This is a genomic window from Thermococcus sp. PK (assembly GCF_000430485.1).
Lineage (GTDB): Archaea > Methanobacteriota_B > Thermococci > Thermococcales > Thermococcaceae > Thermococcus_A > Thermococcus_A bergensis.
In genome coordinates this window covers 131,765-149,757 of sequence record NZ_KE387150.1, presented here as the reverse complement: position 1 = coordinate 149,757, position 17,993 = coordinate 131,765, and the positions used below count along the sequence as shown (strand labels likewise).

The window sequence follows — 17,993 nt, the reverse complement described above, 5'->3', positions numbered from 1 at the left end:
CATCCCAAACTACTTCCCCTCAGGCAAAGATGGTGCGAATATCTGCTCCCACTGTGTCTTTCTCACTCAATTGATGCCTCTAGTTGCCTACCGCCGATACTGTTAGGATAACTGGGGCATCACCTCCTGAAGCCATTCAGTAACATCACCAGGCGGATCACCAAAACTAGAATGAATTCTGACAAAATTATACCAAAAGGCAAACAGAAAAACAAACCTATGAACCCTCCTCCAGTCTTTACCCCTGAAATTATTCCAGAAACGCCTCGTCCTCTCCTTCAACGTCCTAAACCAGCGCTCAACACTGTTCCTCGGCCCGAAAGTCACATGCAGATAACCCAACCTCAAACTCTTAAAAGCAGACTTATACCAGCTCGCCCTGTCAACCAGAAAGACAGGCTGCCCTTCACACGACTTTAAAACAACCAGAATGAAATCCCTGGCAACCCACCAGTTTCTAACAGTCGTAATCCAGACTGCTAAAACTTCCTTGCTCTCAACGTCAATTGCAGCCCAGAGGTATCTTTTCTTCCCGTTGATTTTTATTACTGTTTCGTCAACTGCGATGAAGTTTCGCTGTTTTTTGACTGCGAGGATTTTTGGCTTGTAAACTGCTTCTGCGAGTTTTTGAACTGCCTCCCAGACTGTTACGTGACTGATTTTGAGTATTCTGGCGGTTTGCCGGTAACTGAGGCCTCGCAGGTATAATTCTACTCCCCTGATTTTCTTTTCTGGTGGGATTTTGTTGCGACGAAAGGGTTTTAAGGCTGAAACCACCCAGTAAATAATGGTTTCAGACTTCATGTTCCCCCTTCTTTTTCTAAAGTACTGCCAGTAACTTAAACCTGACACCCCACAGCTTATCCTAACAGTATCTACCGCCTCTCGAGAATCCTTATAATTCATGCATATCCTTACGAATTTATGGTGGAACTCCACAGGGATGCATTTGACGATGTTGTAAAAACCCAACTTGCTTCAAATGCCAAAAACTTCAGGCGACCTGAGAACTTTTTCTTTCACTTAATAAGTGATCTCATGAGGAAGATTGAGCACAGTGAGCTCTGGAAAAATACTTCAGTTACACTGTACTACTTCGTTAACAACAATCAGGGCCAGGAGCTTGATGTTATCCATATCCCTAACCAGATTCTTCGTTTCGTGGCATACGCTTCACTTGTCGACAGCTCTGGATGGAAAAGGATAGTCTCAATGGGCTGGCGTAAAAGGCCCAGCGATGAGGAATTCGCGGAATATGAAAGACGCTACTCTAATGAGGTCTATTCGAGGTTGATAAACGGCCAGAGTATACTCCGCTACTTTATTGACAAAACAAGCCGGGAGGTGAATTCTAAGTGGGAACTTCTGCAATTTTACTGCTCGGAGGTGTTGGGTTTGGATGAAAAGGCTTTGGAATTTGTCAAAGATGTTGGGGATAGGGTGGTAGAGACGCTCGAAAAGCTTCCAGACAATAAACTGAAAAGACGTGTACGCGAGCTTGAAAACGCAACTAAGCTGTATCAGTTTGAAGCCTTCTTTGTTGGGCTGGAAAAGCTTAGACAGGAGTTAAATATTGAAAAGCCGCTGATGACCTTCGACGAGTTCGCACGCATCCTGACATCCTACGGCGAAGATTTCAATGTCTCGTGGAAGAGCGTCAAAAACCTGCTCCTCTTCCGTATATATGAAAAACTCCATGGGAGGTTGATAAGGGAGGAAGAGATCGGGGAAGAGGAAACTGAAGAGGTCGAAATCTATGGGTTTGGAGGTGAAGAGGCATGAGGTTTGCTGCTGGAATGGTTTTGATTGATGCCCCCCACTCTGCACTGAACATGCTTGGAATTGATGAAAGCCTTGCGGATAGGAACGTTACACGGGTCAAGACTCTTAAAAGAGGAGGAAAGCGTTATCCCTACGTTTCGCCCCAGGCATGGCGCTACTGGTGGAGGAGCACGCTAAAGGAACGCTTTGGATGGGAGCTCTCACCACTCTATCGCGAGCAGAAGCAGGTTTTTACAGCTGCCAATCCTCTCAAGTATCCTGACGACGATGTTTTTGGATATATGAGGGCATTTAAGAAGGGAGGTGTAAACGTTAGTGTTACACGCGTTTCTCCGCTCAAAAACACACCATTGGTATCTGTTTTGTCTGATAGGAACTCTCTAACTGTTGATGAGGGCTATGCCTCAAGACATGAGGGCGATCCAGTTCCCTACAGCCAGGAGTTCTATGCCACCATACTAAAGGGTGCTTTTTCACTTGATCTCGATTCGCTCGGAAGATTCACCATCATCAGCAAAGCAGGATTTAAAAACCTCCTCACATGGGATGATGTTCCTAAAGACAAGAAAGGCAACCCCAAGAAGGGAACGGAAGATATTGTCAATGAGATTAAGGAGATGGAGAGTATAGCCACAGAGATTGGTGTTTGGATAGGCGAAAAGGAGTGGCTTATGCCATCAGAGATAAGAAAGAAGCGTGCTGCCGAGACTATAATGGCTCTTCGCTATATCTTTGGTGGTGCCAAGCAGACGCAGTACCTCACCGATGTGACTCCCAAATTTATACTCCTAGTAAGCATTGATGGGGGCATTAATCCGTTTATCAGCGATATTGTGCTCGAGGATAGGGGAGAAGTTAAACTTGATGCTGAGGCCTTAGCCCAGCGTCTCGCTGATCTCATAGAAATACTGCCAACCAAAAAGCTTTACATTGGTTATGATGAAGGTTTTGTGAAGAGCCTCGGATGGAGCATGGAGGAACTCAAAGATAGATTAGGTGAAGCAGAACTTGAGACATTTATGGGCAGCGTGGGTGATGCAATAGAGGAGTTCCTCAAGGAAATCGAAGCATATTACGGGTGAGCTCATGATACGAGTGAAGCTGAGGGCATGGACTGCCAGCTTTCGCTTCCCCACATTTCAATCCGGATACCAGCCAACATTGCCGGTGCCTCCGCCTTCAACGATACAGGGAATTCTGTCGGCGGCAAAGGGCAAACCGGTTTATCTTACCGAACTATCTTATATTGGATATATCTTCAGGAGCAGCGGAAAAGGCCTTGACCTTGAGAAAATCTATGCCCTTGGAAAGGTTGAGACGGACATAATGAAGCGTGAATTCCTATATAACGCAGAACTGTATGTTTACCTGCCGAATGAATGGAAAGAAGCGTTTAAAAAGCCCAGATATCAGCTCCTCCTCGGACGATCAAGCGATCTCGCAACAGTTGAAGAAATTGTAAATATCAATCTAGAGGAAAGGGAAGCACCTCTGGGTGGGACAGTAGTGCCTATTAGTCTGGGCATTCCTGGCATGATCCACACACTTGTAGTGGAGTACGACTATTCAAAGACACCTCGAAAAGCAAAGTTGGTGAAACCTTTCATAATTCTTCCCTATCCTAGAACCTATGCCGAACGAAAAAGGCAAACTAGCAGAACGTTATATGATCCCGAGCTTGACATTGGCGTTTATATCCACAGGTGGAGTCAATGAAAGTCTGCTACGCCAAATTTAATCCCCATGATTTCCTTGAATGTCATACCAGTGACGCGATTAATGTGCTCAAAAGCATGAGAAAAGCTTTTCCGTGGTTTTCCGGAGGGCTCTGGGAACTTTTATTTTATTCCGTTCTTCTTCATGATCTTGGAAAGTGTGCCAGCGGCTTTCAGAAAAATCCGCAAAAATGGGGCTATCGCCATGAGATACTATCTACCGCATTCACACAATTTCTTAAACTGCCTGAGGAGGAAAAGAACCTGATTGCACTCGGCATACTCACCCACCACAGGACCCTAGATGAACTAGATGACAGAATTCCCCGAAGGATCCCGGGCGTCCCCCTCGAATTTGATGGTAAAGTTGAGGAGCTTCTCATGAACTCAGATTATATTGAAAATGTTTTCATGCCCAAAGTTCCCTACTGGGAGGCGTACTTCTTTGGGACTGTTAAGCCTCCAAGAATGTTTTTTCTTCCACGTGACTGGAAAGAGAGGCTAAGGAATTTTGATTTTAATACCCTTCTTGACTGGTATGAGGTCAACTGGAAACGGTATAAGGAGATATTGATTTTTCTCAGGGGTCTCCTCAATGCCGCGGATCATCTTGCCTCGGCAGGTGAGAGCGAAATAAAGCTTTTACCCGACATCGGTAGAGTGATTGAACTCGACCTGCCCAGAGAAAAATGGCGCATGCTTCAGAAGGCTGCGAATGAAGTTGAAGGAAACCTCCTTCTGCGAGCCCCAACGGGCTATGGAAAACTGAAGCCGCACTCCTCTGGGCTGACAGGAACGCTTACAGAACGAAGAGGGCTATCTCAAGTAGAATCTTCTATGTTCTCCCATATAAAGCTAGTATAAACGCGATGCACAGACGTCTTTTAAACCTCTTTGGCGATCCCGCTTTAATTGGTGTCCTCCATAGCTCCTCAACATTCTACCTCTACTCCTCAAACCTTGAGTACAAGCGCCTTTCATCCCTCTATCACAAAATATATACTCCCCTGAAGGTTACCACTCCCTTCCAGATAATGAAAGCATTCTTTGGTGTTGGGTTCTTTGAGATGGCTCTAAGCGAGCTGAGGGATTCCCTTCTAATCTTCGATGAGATACACGCATATGAACCGAACGTCCTTGGCATAATACTCGCAATGTTTGAGCTCCTGAAGAACCATGGAGCAAAGGTTATGGTGATGACCGCTACCCTCCCCGAGTTCATCGAAACCCTAATACGGGATTCAATATCACCTGTGGAACTAAAAGCAGCTTCTGAAGAGGCGGACAGGTTCACGAGGCACAGGGTAAATGTCGTTGACGGGAGCATGGACGAAGTTAAACAGCTTGTAGAAGAGCTTAATCTTTCAAAACCTTCTCTTATAGCATGCAATACCGTTGATCGGGCTATGGAGACATATTCTCTCCTCAAGCGAGAAGGTTATAACGTGATGTTAATACACAGCCGTTTCACTTATGGGGATAGGGAAGGAAAGGAGCGGGCACTCTTAAACAATTTAAATAACTACGATTTCGTGATTGCCACACAGGTCGTTGAGGTCTCTCTTGATGTTAGCTTTGAGTCTATCCTGACTGAACCGGCTCCCCTTGATGCTCTGATTCAACGCTTTGGCAGGGTAAACAGAAAGGGGTTTGGAAACCTGAGGGATGTCTATGTCCTAACACAGGGATCTGAGGCAGATAAAAAAGTTTATCAGCCATATAGCATCGTTGAGGAGAGCTTGGATATCCTTAAAGGGCTCGACGGCCAGCCCCTTAGAGAGTCTCAAATCCCAAGGCTCGTGAGTGATGCATACAAATCGGTTGAAGGTGAGCTTTTGAAGGAAGTTCTAAAATACCGGGACATTGCGTATAATCTGTTCAAAGAACTAAGACCCCTTCGAAAGGGAGAAGAGGAGAAGAAATTCTACGACATGTTCCGGGGTCTTGAAGTTGTTCCAATTAAGTTCACAGCAATGCTTGAAAATCTTGCGAGAACAGGAAAGAGGATTGAGACACACCGTTACTTGGTTCCATTATCCCACTGGAAATTCTTCGCAATAGTCTCCAAGCTTGGAGATGTGTTCTCCTATGATAAAAAGCAGCATGTAACGGTTGCTAACTTGAAATACAGCCATGAACTAGGACTTCTTGACGAACCTGAGGAAGATGAAATCCTGTGAGAATTGAATTACAGCCAAAACCATATCAAATAAACCCATACCAAAAATTATAACAAAAACTGTAAAAATAATTATAGCTAAATCTATTATAGGTGAGACTATAATGAGAAACCCGTTCATATACGCAGAGCCGGTTGATGGAGAAAACTTCGCAGACAGAAAGAGAGAACTTGAGGAACTTAAAACCGAAATGCTTAGCGGTCAGAACGTCATAATCTACTCCCCGAGGAGGTTTGGAAAGAGTTCACTCGTTCACAACACGCTGCTTGAGCTTGGAGACAAGGTGATACCTCTCTGGATAGACTGCTATAGGGTTTTAACAAAAAAAGAACTTGCGGAGAAGATCGCATCGGAGGCTATAAAGAACTGGAAGACCAGAGACATCCTGGAAAGCGTTAAAAAGCTTTTTAGAACCGTAACCCCCAAGATAAGCCTTGGAGAGAACGTTGAGGTTGAATTTTCAATAGGGGAAGAAGAACGGGCCTTTGAGGAGAGTCTTAAATTGCCCCAACGGCTTGCAGAGCATTCTAAAAAGCGTGTCGTGGTAGTCTTCGACGAATTCCAGGAAATAGCAGAACTTGGTAACCAAGTCTTAAAAAAGATGCGTTCTGAATTTCAATGGCACAAAGAAGTTACCTACGTTTTTATTGGCAGCAAGCAAAGCATGATGGAAAAAATCTTCCGCTCGGCCCAGAGCCCGTTCTATAACTTCGGAAGGCATCTTATATTAAAAAAGATACCCCTTGAGGAGTTTAGAGAGTTTATAATGGAGAAGTTTCATTCCACGGGGATTTCACTGAAGGATGAGATAGCCGACAGGATCCTCGAACTGACGGATGGTCATCCTTATTATACCCAGAAATTCTGTCATGAGCTCTGGTACCTTGGAAAACTTAAAGGAACTCTGACATTAAATGATGTAGATGAGGCCTTTTCAAAGCTTGTTGTTGAAAGCGATGCAAGTTACATCGAAATCTGGGATTCTTTGCCTCTTTCACAGAAAAAGGTGTTACTTGCGATAGCCAGGGGAGAAAAAGACCTTTATTCAACCAATTTCCTTGCCAGGTACGAATTCCGCTCCCCCTCTCCCGTGCAGTACTCGGTGGGGGCACTCCGCGAAAAAGAGCTTGTACATAGAATTAATGGCGTGTATGAAATAAGTGACCCCTTTATGAGGTACTGGTTGGTGTGGAGGTTTGGGGGTGGATAAAGCATATACAGAAGAAGATCTTTGGATAAGAGGTACAGAAATAAACTACCTCTTCATCTGCCCGACAAAGCTATGGTACTTTGCCCATGGAATAACAATGGAACAAGAAAGCGAATGGGTTGATCTGGGGAGATTCCTCCATGAAAAGAGCTACTTTGGAGAGGAAAAGGGCATTAACATCGGACCAATAAGCATCGACTTCATTAAAAAGAACGAGATAGTTGAGGTTCATGAAGTCAAGAAGAGCAAATCAATGGAAAAAGCACATGAGATGCAGGCCCTTTATTACCTCTACTATCTCAAAAAGCTTGGTATAAATGCGAAAGCAATTCTTAACTACCCAAAACTCAGAGAGACCAAAGAGGTAACACTGGAAGATAGAGAAAAAGAAGTCAAAGATGCAATTGAAGAAGTTGAGCGGATAAAATCACTCCCGGTTCCGCCGGACCCGGTTAATTCAAAGAAATGTAGAAAGTGCGCTTATTATGAGATCTGTTGGGTGTGATGGTAATGAGAAAACGCTCCATAACCTTCCTATCTGATGGGACGCTCTTAAGAAGGGAAAATACACTCTATTTTGAAAACGCACAAGGAAAAAGGCCTTTGGCCGTTGAAGGCATTTACGACATTTACGTCTATGGTCATGTGAACATAACCTCTCAAGCTCTGCATTTCTTGGCTCAAAAGGGGATAGCAGTCCACTTTTTTAACCACTATGGTTATTATGATGGTTCTTTTTATCCAAGGGAAAGTTTAAACTCGGGAGATTTGATAATAAAGCAGGCTCAACATTATTTGGATCAAGAGAAAAGGCTCAAGTTAGCAAGGCTTTTTGTTGTTGGTGGAGCTATAAATATGGAAAATAACCTGAAGCGATGGAAGGTTAACGCATCTTTCAACGAACTTCTGGAGGAACTTAGCGGGGTGGAGAAAATAACCGATATCATGAACGTTGAGGCAAGGATAAGGCAGGAATATTATGCATGCTGGGATGAAACCCTTCCAGAGGATTTTAAAATTGTAAAAAGAACAAGGCGACCTCCTCAAAACGAAATGAATGCGTTGATAAGCTTCCTGAACTCTAGACTTTATGCCACGATAGTGAGCGAGCTCTACAACACTCAGCTTGTGCCAACTGTGAGCTATCTCCACGAGCCGGGAGAGAGGAGGTTTTCTCTATCTTTAGATTTGAGCGAGATCTTTAAGCCAGTACTGGCAGATCGTATAGCAAACCGTTTGGTAAAACAGGGAATAATAAAGGGAAATCACTTTAGAGATGATCTGAATGGTGTTCTGCTCAACGAAGAGGGAAAGAAGATTGTTTTAAAGGTGTTCAATGAAGAAATGAGGAAGAGCGTGCGTCACCCATCTCTCAAGAAAAACGTCACTAAACAAAGGCTAATAAGGCTTGAAGCGTATAAGTTAATTAAGCACCTCGTTGGGGTTAGGGAGTATGAGCCGTTGGTGGCGTGGTTTTAGGGGGTGGAGGAGATAGAGGAGTTTGGGAAAAGGTTGGAAAATCTCCTCAAGTATGGAAACGTCAGGGGGCCTAAAAGGACCATCGGGGTAACTTCTGTCTCTTTCTGCTCTTTAAAAGCGGCATTAACCACTCGCTATGACGTTAGATTTTTTGGAGAGAAAAATAAGGAAAGAATACTAGGCCAGGTACTTCACATGGGCCTTTTGGGACTTATCAAGGATTCATGGCCATACCTCCAAGGTGATATCGGAGATAATCCTGAGATAGAAAAGGAAGTCTCGTATGATTTGGGGGATGGGTGGGTTTTAAGTGGTAAGATTGATCTTGTGATAGGAGAGCACGTGTTCGAGTTTAAGTTCCTTAAGGATTGGTCTTACGAGAAAATTCCAGAGAACCTGGATGAGGTTGATGAGGAAAGTGTGTTGAACGCCTATACCGAACAGCTAAATGCGTATCTAAATATGCTTCCTGATGCAGAATTTGGACACCTCTGGATATTTCGGCATAATGAGTTAATCCCATGGAAAAAGCTGAAGATCAAAAAAGACTCAAAGGCCTTTAAAAGGTTTTTAAAGAGGGCCAGGGATATTATAAAACTAATAGAATCTATGGAAAATGGAGAACTCCCTAAAGATCCAAAACCACGGTTCGGATGGGAGTGCAGAAACTGTATTTTCAAATCAATATGTTCTAAATAATATCCTCAATTGGGTTCTTTTCCACTCCAATATTCTTTCTCTTTGGTCTCGCTCTTAACCTGTAAATAATTACAGAATCTTCATCTTCATCTATAATCTCTCTAATTCCGTTTTTAATTCTCTCATATTCAGCCATCGTGACCTCCCCTTCAAAAACGCTGTTCTGGACCCAGATTAAATGTTGCCGTAAAAACTTCTTCACTTTGTTCACCCGAGAAACGTTCACGTCATAGACTATTATGATATACATGACCACTACACCTTCTGATATATGTAAAGTATTCTTTTTATTCCTTTCTGCCTTTTCGTTCTCAAAACTTTAGAGTAAAAACCTTCAGTTAAAAACTCTTCATTAGTTTTTAACTTTTGGTTTTGAAAAGGTATAAATGCCATTTTTTCGATTTTGGAATAGGTGGGAGTGGTGAGGACTTATCATATTCACGTTGAGGGGATTGTTCAGGGAGTTGGTTTCAGGCCTTTTATCTACAGAATTGCTCATGAACACGGGTTGAGGGGATATGTTAAAAATCTCGGTGATGCTGGTGTCGAAATCGTTGTTGAGGGTAAAGAAGATGATATAAAGGCCTTTTTGAAGGCTCTTAAAGAGAAGGCACCTCCTCTAGCGAGAGTGGAAAAGGTAAAAACAAAGGAACTTCCGCTTCAGGGGTTTGACAGGTTTTACATAGAAAAGAGCTCCAAGGGGGGAGGAGAGGGAGACTCGGTTATACCCCCTGATGTAAGCATATGTGATGATTGCCTCAGGGAGCTTTTTGACCCTACGGATAAGAGGTACATGTATCCCTTCATAGTCTGCACAAACTGCGGTCCGAGGTTTACAATAATAGAAGACCTCCCATATGACAGGATAAACACAACGATGAGAGAATTCGATATGTGCGACTACTGTGAGAGCGAGTATAGGGATCCTCTAAATAGGAGATACCACGCTGAACCCGTCTGCTGTCCCGTCTGTGGGCCGAGCTACAGGCTCTACACGAACGATGGGAAAGAAATAACCGGAGACCCCTTGAAGAAGGCCGCGGAGCTCATTGACAAAGGCTACATAGTGGCGATAAAAGGCATAGGGGGGATTCACATAGCCTGCGACGCTACCAATGAGGAAGTGGTGAAGGAGCTCAGAAAGAGAATTCTAAGACCTCAGCAGCCCTTTGCAATAATGGCCAAAGACCTGGAAACAGTAGAGAGCTTTGCAATAGTCAGCGATGTGGAAAGAGAAGAACTCACAAGCTACAGAAAGCCGATAGTGACCCTAAGGAAGAAAGAACCATTCCCGCTACCTGAGATTTTAGCCCCCGGTTTGCCCACCATAGGCGTCATGCTTCCCTATGCCGGAACCCACTACATCCTCTTCCACTACTCAAAGAGCCCCGTTTACGTTATGACCTCTGCAAACTACCCGGGAATGCCGATGGTAATAGACAACGAGAAAGCCTTTGAGGAGCTCAAGGATTTGGCTGACTACTTCTTGCTGCACAACAGGAAAATCCTCAACAGGACAGATGACAGCGTTATCAGGTTCGTCGATGGGAAGAGAGCAGTGATAAGAAGAAGCAGAGGGTTTGTTCCATTGCCAATAGAGATACCCTTCAAGTACTCGGGCTTGGCGGTTGGGGCAGAGCTCATGAACGCTTTTGGAATGGTAAAGGGCTCGAGGGTTTATCCAAGCCAGTACATAGGAAACACTTCAAAGGTTGAAGTTCTTGAGTTCATGAGGAGTGCCATAGCCCACTTCAAGAAAATACTAAGGGTTAAGGGGTTTGACCTTGTGGTTGCTGACCTTCACCCGCTTTACAATACCACAAAACTAGCAATGGAGATAGCCGAGGAAGAAAACGCTGAGTTTCTTCAGGTCCAGCACCACTACGCTCACATTGCCTCTGTTATGGCTGAAAACAATCTTGACGAGATAGTAGGAATAGCGGTGGATGGAGTTGGCTATGGAAGCGATGGGAACACCTGGGGCGGTGAAGTTTTATACTTAAGCTACGAAGACGTTGAGAGATTAGCCCATATAAGCTATTACCCACTCCCAGGTGGAGATTTGGCGAGCTATTATCCTCTTAGGGCTTTAGTGGGAATTTTGAGCAAGCTCTATGGCGTAGAGGAAGTAAAAGAGATAATCGAAAGGCACTGTCCAAAAGCTGTTGAAAACCTCAGATACGGGAAGGTTGAGTTTAACGTAATACTTAACCAGCTCGCAAGGGAAATAAACGTCGGCTATGCCTCCTCAACCGGCAGGATTCTTGACGCGATGGCCGTTCTGCTCAACGTTGCATATAGGAGAACCTACGAAGGAGAACCCGCAATGAAGCTTGAGGGAATTGCCTTTAAGGGCAAAAACGATCTGGGCTTTACCATTCCCATAGAGGGAGAAGAGCTGAAGATTGAGGAGCTCTTTGAACAGGTTCTTGAAAGCAAGGCAAATCCGGCGGATATAGCGTATTCAGTTCACCTCGCTCTAGGGCGGGCTTTTGGGGAAGTTGCAGTCGAGAAGGCGAAGGAGTTTGGAGTTAAGAACGTCGGCATAAGCGGAGGGGTTGCATACAACGAGCTTATAGTGAAAACGATAAGAAAAATCGTGGAGGCCAATGGTCTGAGGTTCTACTCAACCTACGAAGTGCCAAGGGGAGACAATGGGACAAACGTCGGCCAGGCTTTCCTTGGGGGTCTCTATTTGGAGGGTTATCTGAGTAAAGAGGACTTGATACTTTGATTTCCTCTTTTTTGCCTCCTTAGTAACATTTTAAAGGGTTTCCTTAGAGAAAAAAGCAGGTGGTGAATATGAGAATAAAGCTTGAACACGGAGCCGGTGGAGAGTTGATGGAGGAATTTATTAGAGATGTGATTCTCAAAAACCTTACATTGAAATCAGCCGGTGGGATAGGGCTAGATGCCTTAGACGATGCCGCAACAATTCCCTTTGGAGATAAGCACTTGGCTTTTACCATAGATGGACATACAGTTAAGCCCCTCTTCTTTCCCGGAGGGGATATAGGCCGCTTGGCTGTGAGCGGAACGGTGAATGATTTAGCCGTAATGGGAGCAGAGCCTTTAGCACTTGCAAACTCTATGATAATTCAGGAAGGATTTAGCGGAGAGGACTTTGAGAGAATTCTAAAATCAATGGATGAGACAGCAAAAGAGGTTCCGGTGCCGATAGTTACTGGAGATACTAAAGTGGTGGAAGACAAGATAGGGATTTTTATCATAACTGCTGGGATCGGGATAGCGGAAAGACCGATAAGCGATGCCGGGGCAAAGGTGGGGGATATTGTTTTGGTCAGCGGAACTGTTGGAGACCACGGAATAGCCCTGATGAGCCATAGAGAGGGAATAGCCTTCGAGACGGAGCTTAAGAGTGACGTCGCTCCTATATGGGAAGTTGTGAAGTCCGTTGCCAATGCAATTGGCTGGGAAAATATCCATGCAATGAAAGACCCCACAAGAGGCGGGCTGAGCAACGCTCTAAATGAGATAGCAAAAAAGAGCAACGTTGGAATTCTGGTAAGAGAGAGCGACATCCCGGTAAAGCCGGAGGTAAGGGCTGCGAGCGATATGCTCGGCATAAGCCCATATGAAGTAGCCAACGAAGGAAAAGTGGTGATGGTTGTCGCGAGAGAATACGCTGAGGAGGCTCTTCAAGCTATGAGAAAAACCGAACTCGGCAGAGATGCTGCGATTATAGGGGAAGTTATAGATCAATATCGTGGCAAGGTACTTCTTGAGACTGGCATAGGTGGGAAGAGATTTATGGAGCCCCCCGTTGGCGATCCCGTGCCGAGGGTCTGCTGAGCCTATTTAATTCTTTCCGTGAGGATAAAAGTACATATAGCTCGTACTCCTTTTAATGTTGAAATCTCGTCTATTATTTTTCCTAGTTCCACTCTACTTGGGACGGTAACAAAAAGTACTAGGTCGTAATTGCCCAAAACTTCGTATGCTTTTTTTACTTCTTTTATTTTTAAGATTTGTCTGTCTATATTTGGCAGTTCGTTTTTATTTACGCTGAGAAAGATCAAAGCCTCTATTTCATTCCTCTTCATAGTTTGTTCCTCCAATTATCAATGTCGTACTCCCTAACTATTACCATAGTGTATGTTCTAGTTACCCCCCCTATTCCTCCTAACTTAAAAGTTAGGAACTCTCTTAGTGAGTGAATGTCTTTTGTTGCTATCTTTACCATGATGTCATACTCTCCGGTTACTTCGAATAGCTCTATTATTTCATCCAGTTCTAGAATCTTTTTCATAATCTGGTGTCTTTTAGTAGGGTCGATATTTATTCCTACAAAGGCTATAATTCCGTATCCTAACTTTTCATAATTAATCGTTATGGAGTATTTCTGTATTATTCCATTTTGTTCGAGTTTTTGTATTCTGTACTTAACTGCTGGGACTGTTATGCCTAATTCCTTGGCTATCCTCGTTAATGAAATTCTACTGTTTTTTCTTAGTAGCTTCAAAAGGGCTAAGTCAACTTCGTCAATTTTTTCTGTCAATTTCTCTCCCCCCTTCGTTTAAAAATTCTACAATTCTTTTAGCTCCTTCCAGTGCTTCATTGTACGAACATGAATACGAAATCCTTACGTACCCTTCTCCATTTTCTCCAAATCCGATACCCGGAGTTACTGCTACTCTCTTTGTTTTTAGGAGAGTTTCTGCAAACGCATATGAACTGGGACAATATCTCGAAATGTTCAGAAAGATATAAAAAGCCCCCTCTGGAGGTGCATATGAGATTTCTGGAAGCCTGTGCAGCTCTTTGATAATTGCATCCCTGTTTTTTCTGAGCTTTTGGGTTATCTTTTTGGTGATTTCTCTGTAGTTCTCTATCAACTCAACTGCAACTTTTTGAAGCATTGCGGGGGGGCTTGCAATGATATTTTCTTGTAGTTTGCCCGCAACTCCCGAAAGTCCATCGGGTAAGATTACGAATCCTAACCTTAGTCCGGTCAGAGCAAATGACTTCGAAAAACTGTTTATCACTATTAGGTTGTCTCTAATTTCCTCAAACTTTAACATGGTGTGGTGTTTTTTCTCGAAAACTATATTCTCATAAGTCTCGTCGGATATTACAACTAAATTATTTTCTCTGGCTATCTCTGCAATTTCCCTGAGAACATTTGTTGAATATACCACTCCTGTTGGATTGTTTGGAGTGTTTATTATTAGCGCTTTTGATTCTTTTGCCTTCGATGCAATATCTGAGGTATTTGGGAGAAAATTGTTATCAAGAGAGTAATATTGGGGATTGGCTCCAACTAAAATTGACTGAGAAGTGTAGTTAGGGTATCCCGGGTTGGGCAGTAAAATCTTGTCACCAACGTCTAATGTTAACAATAAAGATAGAAAAAGCCCTTCCATGGCCCCGATAGTGATTACAACGTTCTCCGGTTCAACTGCTATTCCGTGCCGCTTTTTATAGTACTCGGCAATTGCACTTCTCAGTTCATACAACCCACTATTTTCAGTATAGTTTAAGTATCCTTCTTTGGCAGCATTAGCCAAGAGAGAAGCTATAAACTCCTTATGTAGCTCTTTAAATTCTTTTCCAAAGTCCCCAATCTCCATGTGGATTACATCGGGAATTGTGCGAGTTAGTTTTGAAATCTCCCTTATAAGAGGGTAGGGGGTTATGTCAGCCCGGTAAGATATGTTCATCCCATAATCACCTAGGTAGTTTTATGAACATATTTGAACTTTTATGTTTTTATTTTTTTTGAAAGGTATTTAACAATTGCTTTTAAAATTTTAAAACTAGTTATAGACAGGAAGGGTTTTTGTTGGACTTTTCTAAATTTTGGGCAACATTAGATAGCCTTTTAAGGTTAGCGACTAAGTTAAACTTGTCTGCTGGCTTTTATGTCATCTTTGATAAAAATATTTGAAAGTTTGATATCTGGTTTATTTAAAATCTTATAAGAAAACCTTAAAATCATTAAAATCTTTTAAAACAATGAACACCTATGTACGCATGTTAGGCTTTGTGCCGAGGGGATGCAATATGAAGAAAAAAATGCTGGGCTTTGCTTTGTTGTTGTTAGTAGGGCTAGCAGTCGTTGCTAGTGGGTGCATTGGAAGCTCTTCAAGCCAAACACAAACCCAAACTCAAAGTGCTCAGGAGACTAAAGAATCCACAACCCAACCAGAACTTGTTATCAAGATCGCAAACTACTATGCCCCTAATCATCCCGTCAACGAGGCTCTCGAAAAGGTCTTCAAGCCAATAGTAGAATACAGATCTGGAGGAAAGATAAAAGTTGAAATATACCCAGCAAGCCAACTTGGTGGAGAGAGGGAATTCATTGAGGGTGTCATTGAAGGTACAATCGAAATGTGTGTTTCTGGAAACCTATGGAGCAGATGGGCACCACAAGTTGATTGGGTTGAGTTGGGATACGTCTGGAAGAGCCTGGACCAAGCATATAAGTTCATGAACGGACCGGCTTTTGACATGTACCACGAGTTTGTCGAGTCAAAATATGACGTCAAATATCTCGGCTCGTTTATCAGAGGATGGAGAGTTGCCGGAAACAACGTGAGACCAGTTAGAACGCCCGAAGATGCAAAGGGCATAAAGTACAGAGTCTGGGAGTCAGAATGGATTATAAAAACAGTGAAAGCTATGGGATTTGAACCAGTCGCAATGCCTATTGGAGAAGTAATCTCCGCTCTCGAAACGGGAACCGTTGATGGTGGCGGGCAACCAATATACCAAATCTACTATGCTGGCTGGTACAAGTACCTTAAGTACATTTCTCTTACAAACCACGTTGTTAACCCAGGTGAATTCTGGATCAACGGAGGAGTATGGAAAAAACTTGGCGAAATGAAATTTGGTGACGAAACCGGACAAGATATAATTCAAGATGCAGTATATGCCACAATTCAGTACATTAACCAGAGACTTAGGGATGAGGAGCAGATTATCCTCAAGAAACTCGAAGAAGATCCAAACACCGAAGTTATCTATGACGTCGATAGAGAGGCTTTTGCTGAAAGAGTGAAGCCTGTACACGAGGAGTTCTTCCAGAAGTATCCGGAAGCCAAGAAGTACTATGATATAGCAATGCAAATTGAGCCTTGACATTGGTTTTCATTTTCCTCATTGGTTATCTTTTTCCTTTATTACTCATTAGGAGGTGATAACATGTCACTCTCAGCAATAAATCTCATAAGAGAAAAGATACATAGAATTATAGATTGGATATTGGTTGTTCTTCTAATTCCAATTACTCTGGGAACGTTTATACAGGTAGTACTTAGATATGGATTCCACAAAACAATACCTCAACTAAACGAACTTGCCACGGTTATGCTTGTGTGGCTCTCAATTATAGCTGCTGCCAAAGTTCTTGACAAGGAATCTCATCCAGCGTTTACAATGGTTGTAGAAAAGACCTCTGGAAAAATAAGGGATATTATTCGCCTACTCGACTGGGGTATAATATTCGGAATCTTGGCTGTTCTCGTTAAAGGGTCACTGCGTCTTTTGGAGTCCGGGCGCACCCAGACACTTTCAACTGTAAATCTTTCTTACAATTGGGTATATGGCTCGCTTTTAGTGGGTTCTGTGTTTATGATAATAATTTCAGCCTTTAAGATCATCGAGACCGTTGCCCATATGCTCGGCAAGGGAGGTGAGAACATTGGCTGATGCGATAACCATCTTAGTAGTGTTTCTTGCACTGCTTATAATAGCAACTCTCTTGAGTGTTCCAATAGCGTTTGTGCTGGGATTAATCGCTGTAGTGTTAATTGATTTGTATCTCCCCAACTTAGACCTTTCATTTGTCATGGCGCGTAGAGTAATAACGGGAATGCAGATTTACACACTGTTAGCAATTCCATTTTTCATGTTAGCCGGGGAAATCATGAGTAGGTCTGGAATTGTAGAGGATATAATCGAATTTGCCAAATACTTTGTTGGTAGTATAAGAGGAGGATTAGCTCACGCAACAGTAGTTGCAAACATACTTATGGCTGGTTTAAGCGGTTCAGCAGTTGCTGATGCAGCAGCCATTGGTTCCCTTACAATCCCAGCAATGGAGAAAGCAGGTTACGGAAAGAAGTTCGGAACAGCCATAGCAACTTCAGCGGCTCTTATTGGTCCAGTAATTCCACCAAGCATTCCAATGATTATACTTGGTATTGTTGCTCAAATATCAATTGTGGACTTATTTATCGGAGGTATAGTCCCTGGAATATTGATGGGTCTAAGTTTGATGGGATACGTTTATTTCATATCCAAGAAGAGGAACTATCCGGCTGCAGGAAGACCCCCAGCATTTCTACCAGTTCTCAGAAAAACCATTTGGGCAATACTCCTCCCTATAATTATTGTTGGTGGAATAAGATTTGGTGTATTTACTCCAACTGAGGGTGGAGCAATTGCGGCAGTATATGCAGCAGTAATTGCGAAGTTAGTATACAAGATGGAGTGGAAAGAATATAAAGAAGCCTTGGTTGGGGCAGCTGAGAGCACCGGTGTTGTCTTGTTGGTTTGTGGGATGGCAATGGTTCTTACATGGGTGCTAACAGTCCTTCAAGTACCGCAATTCATTGTACAACTATTCCAGAGCATTACAACAAACAAGTATACCCTAGTTCCCATTAGATCGTTAGAGTTATAAGCACTTAAGTCTTTTGGTTGATTGGTGGTTGTTATGAACTTTCAGCAGGAAATCCTGATCATAAAATCCGAAATCTATCCGATAATCAGCAAACACTACCCGAAAAACACTCACAGGGAAATAATCAGCCTCTACGACCTAATAACCTTCGCAATACTAGCACACTTGCACTTTAACGGAGTTTACAAGCACGCTTACAGAGTCCTAATCGAAGAAATGAAGCTGTTCCCCAAAATCAGGTACAACAAAACTAACAGAACGCTTGAACAGGCACG

19 protein-coding genes and 2 pseudogenes are annotated in these 17,993 nt (G+C 43.1%); 16 read left to right on the top strand and 5 right to left on the bottom strand.

All coding sequences use genetic code 11. From position 1 onward, the window contains the following. The first annotated feature begins 1 nt into the window (after position 1). Complete coding sequence (gene cas8a1, locus THEPK_RS13785; protein ID WP_394296071.1) at positions 2–106, top strand: type I-B CRISPR-associated protein Cas8b1/Cst1; 105 nt, start codon at positions 2–4, stop codon at positions 104–106. On the opposite strand, the gene THEPK_RS08895 is transcribed toward cas8a1 (THEPK_RS13785), so the two are convergent. Then, a complete protein-coding gene (locus THEPK_RS08895; RefSeq protein ID WP_042701110.1) occupies positions 103–804 on the bottom strand; it encodes an IS6-like element ISPfu1 family transposase in 702 nt (233 codons plus the stop codon). The genes cas8a1 (THEPK_RS13785) and THEPK_RS08895 overlap by 4 nt on opposite strands. Before the next feature lie 69 nt (positions 805–873). Between THEPK_RS08895 and cas8a1 (THEPK_RS08890) the strand changes: the two genes are divergently transcribed. From cas8a1 (THEPK_RS08890) to THEPK_RS08855, 9 genes and pseudogenes are all read left to right on the top strand, one after another. Further along, on the top strand, positions 874–1,782 hold the full coding sequence (cas8a1, locus tag THEPK_RS08890; RefSeq protein ID WP_083965068.1) for a type I-B CRISPR-associated protein Cas8b1/Cst1: 909 nt from the start codon (positions 874–876) through the stop codon (positions 1,780–1,782). Then, positions 1,779–2,864 carry a type I-B CRISPR-associated protein Cas7/Cst2/DevR gene (cas7i, locus tag THEPK_RS08885; RefSeq protein ID WP_042701109.1) on the top strand — a complete coding sequence of 362 codons (1,086 nt, stop codon included), beginning with the start codon at positions 1,779–1,781 and terminating at the stop codon, positions 2,862–2,864. The genes cas8a1 (THEPK_RS08890) and cas7i overlap by 4 nt, the downstream gene beginning before the upstream one ends. Positions 2,865–2,868: 4 nt before the next feature. Continuing rightward, on the top strand, positions 2,869–3,498 hold the full coding sequence (gene cas5b / locus THEPK_RS08880; RefSeq protein ID WP_042701107.1) for a type I-B CRISPR-associated protein Cas5b: 630 nt from the start codon (positions 2,869–2,871) through the stop codon (positions 3,496–3,498). Then, a complete protein-coding gene (locus THEPK_RS13740; protein ID WP_342764010.1) occupies positions 3,495–4,361 on the top strand; it encodes a CRISPR-associated endonuclease Cas3'' in 867 nt (288 codons plus the stop codon). The genes cas5b and THEPK_RS13740 overlap by 4 nt, the downstream gene beginning before the upstream one ends. Beyond that, a pseudogene (gene cas3, locus THEPK_RS13735) lies at positions 4,304–5,677 on the top strand (CRISPR-associated helicase Cas3'); the annotation flags it as partial. The gene THEPK_RS13740 and the pseudogene cas3, both read left to right, overlap by 58 nt. Before the next feature lie 103 nt (positions 5,678–5,780). Beyond that, entirely contained in the window at positions 5,781–6,887 is a 1,107-nt protein-coding gene (locus tag THEPK_RS08870) for an AAA family ATPase (RefSeq protein WP_042701105.1), read from the top strand. Continuing rightward, complete coding sequence (gene cas4, locus THEPK_RS08865) at positions 6,880–7,392, top strand: CRISPR-associated protein Cas4 (protein WP_156882175.1); 513 nt, start codon at positions 6,880–6,882, stop codon at positions 7,390–7,392. The genes THEPK_RS08870 and cas4 overlap by 8 nt, the downstream gene beginning before the upstream one ends. A 5-nt stretch (positions 7,393–7,397) precedes the next feature. Beyond that, entirely contained in the window at positions 7,398–8,366 is a 969-nt protein-coding gene (cas1b, locus tag THEPK_RS08860; protein WP_042701101.1) for a type I-B CRISPR-associated endonuclease Cas1b, read from the top strand. A 3-nt stretch (positions 8,367–8,369) separates the two neighbouring features. Beyond that, entirely contained in the window at positions 8,370–9,065 is a 696-nt protein-coding gene (locus THEPK_RS08855; RefSeq protein ID WP_042701100.1) for a PD-(D/E)XK nuclease family protein, read from the top strand. Here the strand turns inward: THEPK_RS08855 and cas2 are convergent. Further along, positions 9,058–9,315 carry a CRISPR-associated endonuclease Cas2 gene (gene cas2 / locus THEPK_RS08850; RefSeq protein ID WP_042701098.1) on the bottom strand — a complete coding sequence of 86 codons (258 nt, stop codon included), beginning with the start codon at positions 9,313–9,315 and terminating at the stop codon, positions 9,058–9,060. The genes THEPK_RS08855 and cas2 overlap by 8 nt on opposite strands. 171 nt (positions 9,316–9,486) lie before the next feature. Here cas2 and hypF point away from each other — a divergent pair, with 171 nt between their 5' ends. Together hypF and hypE are read left to right on the top strand one after the other, a co-directional pair. After that, positions 9,487–11,799 carry a carbamoyltransferase HypF gene (gene hypF, locus THEPK_RS08845; protein ID WP_042701097.1) on the top strand — a complete coding sequence of 771 codons (2,313 nt, stop codon included), beginning with the start codon at positions 9,487–9,489 and terminating at the stop codon, positions 11,797–11,799. 68 nt (positions 11,800–11,867) lie between these two features. Next, a complete protein-coding gene (gene hypE, locus THEPK_RS08840; RefSeq protein WP_042701095.1) occupies positions 11,868–12,878 on the top strand; it encodes a hydrogenase expression/formation protein HypE in 1,011 nt (336 codons plus the stop codon). A gap of 2 nt (positions 12,879–12,880) precedes the next feature. Here the strand turns inward: hypE and THEPK_RS08835 are convergent, their stop codons facing one another. The 3 genes from THEPK_RS08835 to THEPK_RS08825 are packed head-to-tail and all read right to left on the bottom strand — an operon-like array spanning position 12,881 to position 14,746. Then, the gene (locus THEPK_RS08835) at positions 12,881–13,129 is read right to left on the bottom strand and encodes an Lrp/AsnC ligand binding domain-containing protein (protein ID WP_042701093.1); all 249 of its coding nucleotides are present in this window, start codon (positions 13,127–13,129) and stop codon (positions 12,881–12,883) included. Next, a complete protein-coding gene (locus tag THEPK_RS08830) occupies positions 13,126–13,584 on the bottom strand; it encodes an Lrp/AsnC family transcriptional regulator (protein ID WP_052315934.1) in 459 nt (152 codons plus the stop codon). Before THEPK_RS08830 ends, THEPK_RS08835 begins: the two co-directional genes overlap by 4 nt. Next, a complete protein-coding gene (locus tag THEPK_RS08825; RefSeq protein ID WP_042701091.1) occupies positions 13,568–14,746 on the bottom strand; it encodes a pyridoxal phosphate-dependent aminotransferase in 1,179 nt (392 codons plus the stop codon). The genes THEPK_RS08830 and THEPK_RS08825 overlap by 17 nt, the downstream gene beginning before the upstream one ends. 343 nt (positions 14,747–15,089) lie before the next feature. On the opposite strand from THEPK_RS08825, the gene THEPK_RS08820 reads away from it, so the two are divergent. The 4 genes and pseudogenes from THEPK_RS08820 to THEPK_RS08805 form a co-directional block, all read left to right on the top strand. Beyond that, positions 15,090–16,172 (top strand): TRAP transporter substrate-binding protein, encoded by a 1,083-nt coding sequence (locus THEPK_RS08820; RefSeq protein ID WP_042701089.1) that lies wholly within the window; start codon positions 15,090–15,092, stop codon positions 16,170–16,172. A gap of 63 nt (positions 16,173–16,235) precedes the next feature. Continuing rightward, complete coding sequence (locus tag THEPK_RS08815) at positions 16,236–16,742, top strand: TRAP transporter small permease (RefSeq protein ID WP_042701088.1); 507 nt, start codon at positions 16,236–16,238, stop codon at positions 16,740–16,742. Next, positions 16,735–17,718, top strand: a complete 984-nt coding sequence (locus THEPK_RS08810) for a TRAP transporter large permease (RefSeq protein WP_052315933.1) — start codon at positions 16,735–16,737, stop codon at positions 17,716–17,718. Before THEPK_RS08815 ends, THEPK_RS08810 begins: the two co-directional genes overlap by 8 nt. A 24-nt stretch (positions 17,719–17,742) precedes the next feature. Then, positions 17,743–17,993 (top strand): annotated as a pseudogene (locus THEPK_RS08805) (IS982 family transposase); the annotation flags it as partial.

What these genes read in the sequence shown, in the direction of transcription:
- THEPK_RS08815 (WP_042701088.1), top strand. Translation starts at nt 16,236, where the DNA reads ATGTCACTCTCAGCAATAAATCTCATAAGAGAAAAGATACATAGAATT.
- THEPK_RS13740 (WP_342764010.1), top strand. Translation starts at nt 3,495, where the DNA reads ATGAAAGTCTGCTACGCCAAATTTAATCCCCATGATTTCCTTGAATGT.
- THEPK_RS08835 (WP_042701093.1), bottom strand. Translation starts at nt 13,129, where the DNA reads ATGAAGAGGAATGAAATAGAGGCTTTGATCTTTCTCAGCGTAAATAAA.
- THEPK_RS08820 (WP_042701089.1), top strand. Translation starts at nt 15,090, where the DNA reads ATGAAGAAAAAAATGCTGGGCTTTGCTTTGTTGTTGTTAGTAGGGCTA.
- cas1b (WP_042701101.1), top strand. Translation starts at nt 7,398, where the DNA reads ATGAGAAAACGCTCCATAACCTTCCTATCTGATGGGACGCTCTTAAGA.
- THEPK_RS08870 (WP_042701105.1), top strand. Translation starts at nt 5,781, where the DNA reads ATGAGAAACCCGTTCATATACGCAGAGCCGGTTGATGGAGAAAACTTC.
- cas7i (WP_042701109.1), top strand. Translation starts at nt 1,779, where the DNA reads ATGAGGTTTGCTGCTGGAATGGTTTTGATTGATGCCCCCCACTCTGCA.
- hypE (WP_042701095.1), top strand. Translation starts at nt 11,868, where the DNA reads ATGAGAATAAAGCTTGAACACGGAGCCGGTGGAGAGTTGATGGAGGAA.
- THEPK_RS08825 (WP_042701091.1), bottom strand. Translation starts at nt 14,746, where the DNA reads ATGAACATATCTTACCGGGCTGACATAACCCCCTACCCTCTTATAAGG.
- cas2 (WP_042701098.1), bottom strand. Translation starts at nt 9,315, where the DNA reads ATGTATATCATAATAGTCTATGACGTGAACGTTTCTCGGGTGAACAAA.
- THEPK_RS08895 (WP_042701110.1), bottom strand. Translation starts at nt 804, where the DNA reads ATGAAGTCTGAAACCATTATTTACTGGGTGGTTTCAGCCTTAAAACCC.
- cas5b (WP_042701107.1), top strand. Translation starts at nt 2,869, where the DNA reads ATGATACGAGTGAAGCTGAGGGCATGGACTGCCAGCTTTCGCTTCCCC.